We start from the raw sequence: 1,040 nt of genomic DNA on the forward strand, positions 1-1,040 counted from the left end.
ACCAACGCCCAGTAACCGGGCGAATACCGGCACCCTTGCCCGGACGACGGGCGCAAGGCAGGGAGGGGCGAGGGTCCCGCTCCCCGCCCCGATGCGCGCCGCGCTCGACGCCGCTGCCCAGGCGGGGCAGGCGGGTGAGGTGCCGGTCGGCGCGGTGGTAGTGCAGCGGGGACAAATCATCGCGACCGGGGCCAATGCGCCCCGCCGCCTTCACGACCCCACCGCCCATGCCGAAATCCAGGCGATTCGCGCCGCCGCCATGGCGCTGGGCCGCGACCGGCTGGAGGATTGCGACCTCTGGGTCACGCTGGAGCCGTGTGCCATGTGCGCAGGGGCCATCGCTCATGCTCGAATCGCCAGGCTCTATTACGCCGCCAGCGATCCCAAGGGCGGCGCGGTCGAGCATGGCCCGCGCTTCTTCGGCCAGCCGACCTGCCACCACCGGCCAGAAATCTATGCCGGGATGGGGGAGACAGAGGCGGCGGCTCTGCTCAAGGGATTCTTCACGGCGCGTCGTTAGGGCAGGCTCAAGCGCCTTTGCGGGCGTAGAAGCGGCGGACCAGCAGCATTGCGACGAGGTTGCAGGCAAGGGCAACAATGGCTGTGCGGAGCGCCGAATTGTGCGAGATGTTCCAGACATCCAACGTCATAAGCGTTGTAAACATCAGTATGGCAGTCAGCAGCGCGGTGATCCGCGAGGCGGCCCGTGATTCCCTGTCCGTCCTTTGTGCCATGTCGCTTGCTCTTATCGTCCGTGCCTCATCTATCATCAGAGCATGTTGATCATGATGAGCGCATGACATTGCGATGACGTGAAAAGGGCCCGGACGCTATCCCGTCCGGGCCCTTTCCCATTCGCAAATCGCGAAACGATCAGCGCAGATCGCCCTCGCGGATCGGCACGATCTTGATCTCGACGCGGCGGTTGGCGGCGCGGCCTTCCTCGGTGTCGTTCGAGGCGATCGGCTGCGACTTGCCGAAGCCGCGCGTGCCGATGCGGGCGGGCTGAACCCCTCGCGATGCCAGATAGTCGGCGACCG

3 protein-coding genes are annotated in these 1,040 nt (G+C 66.3%); 1 reads left to right on the plus strand and 2 read right to left on the minus strand.

Going from position 1 to position 1,040, the window contains the following annotated elements:
- The first annotated feature begins 91 nt into the window (after positions 1–91).
- Positions 92–520 (plus strand): nucleoside deaminase, encoded by a 429-nt coding sequence (locus U1700_RS15375; RefSeq protein ID WP_332753533.1) that lies wholly within the window; start codon positions 92–94, stop codon positions 518–520.
- A 7-nt stretch (positions 521–527) separates the two neighbouring features.
- Here the strand turns inward: U1700_RS15375 and U1700_RS15380 are convergent, their stop codons facing one another.
- Together U1700_RS15380 and U1700_RS15385 are read right to left on the minus strand one after the other, a co-directional pair.
- Complete coding sequence (locus tag U1700_RS15380; RefSeq protein ID WP_332753532.1) at positions 528–734, minus strand: hypothetical protein; 207 nt, start codon at positions 732–734, stop codon at positions 528–530.
- Positions 735–873: 139 nt separating this feature from the next.
- On the minus strand, positions 874–1,040 hold a 167-nt coding region (locus U1700_RS15385), incomplete at its 5' end, for an OmpA family protein (RefSeq protein ID WP_332753534.1).

The sequence above is a fragment of the Sphingomonas sp. RB1R13 genome (assembly GCF_036663775.1).
Classification (GTDB): Bacteria; Pseudomonadota; Alphaproteobacteria; order Sphingomonadales; family Sphingomonadaceae; genus Sphingomicrobium.